This is a genomic window from Synechococcus sp. (genome assembly GCF_982614295.1).
This window is the reverse complement of record NZ_CEXBMR010000007.1, coordinates 24,113-25,255: the sequence shown is the minus strand read 5'-3', so window position 1 is coordinate 25,255 and position 1,143 is coordinate 24,113. Positions and strand designations below refer to the sequence as shown.

Genomic DNA, 1,143 nt, shown 5'->3' with positions numbered 1-1,143 from the left:
ATGGCTTGTAGAGGTATTGCGGAAGCCTGTCGAATCCTTGATACCCCGGTAACAGGCGGCAACGTATCGCTCTACAACGACAGCCGTCTAGCCGATGGCTCCGTACAGCCAATTCAACCCACTCCGGTGGTTGGAATGGTGGGGTTAGTGAAGCGTCTGGATCGTTTGGTGGGTTTGGCTTGGCAGAAACCATCTACTGCTGCCCTTGGTGATCAGTTGGTTTTACTTGGGATGCCCCTTGATACAGCTGCCAGCGACGATCGCATTGGCTTAGGCGGCAGCAGTTATCTCCAGGTTGTGCATGGTTTATGCACCGGTAGGCCGCCGCGGCCAGATTTAAGCATGGAAATGCAATTACAAGAGTTGCTGCAAGCTGCAATTGCAGCTGGTTTAGTTAGTGCCGCCCACGATCTTTCTGATGGTGGTTTGTTGGTTGCCGTAGCGGAGATGGCCTTAGCAGCTGGATGTGGAGCGCAACTAGAAATTTCTAGCACTGAACTGCCATTGCAAAGGTTGCTATTTGCTGAAGGTGGTGCTCGGGTGCTTGTAACGGTTCCAGCTCCTGAACTGGAGGCATTTGCTGCCCTCTGCCAGGCACGTGGTTTTCCCCAACAGCCGTTGGGTTATGTGCATGCAAAAGAGCAGCTACAGCTGCAATTAGCAGGTGAGGAAGTGTTTTCGTTGGATTTAAAATGTTTAGAGAAGGCTTATCAGGAAGCAATACCGCGACGCTTAGCAAGCCACTTGCTCGGGCACACTGGTTAAGCATCCATGAAGATCGCTCCCTTGACCGTGAGACCAGATCGGATGGAGGAAGCCTGCGGTGTGTTCGCCGTATTGGCGCCTGGGGAACAGGTGGCAAGCCTTTGTTATTTCGGCCTTTATGCCTTGCAGCATCGCGGCCAGGAATCAGCTGGAATAGCAGTTTTTGATGGCGATAAGGTGCGGCTCCATAAAGATATGGGCTTGGTTAGCCAAGTGTTTGATCAAAATGTGTTGGAGCTAATGCCCGGTGATCGGGCGGTGGGCCATACCCGATATTCCACCACCGGTAGTTCCAAGGTTTGTAATGCTCAGCCATTGGTTTTTATGACCCGGCTCGGCCCATTTGCGTTAGCTCATAATGGAAATTTGGTTAACACA

1 protein-coding gene and 1 pseudogene are annotated in these 1,143 nt (G+C 51.9%); both read left to right on the top strand.

Annotation, left to right across the window (positions count from 1 at the left end):
* Positions 1 to 765 (top strand): AIR synthase-related protein (locus AC2JC8_RS02230; protein ID WP_484594128.1); only part of this gene is annotated, 765 nt, incomplete at its 5' end.
* A 6-nt stretch (positions 766 to 771) separates the two neighbouring features.
* A pseudogene (locus AC2JC8_RS02225) lies at positions 772 to 1,143 on the top strand (amidophosphoribosyltransferase); the annotation flags it as partial.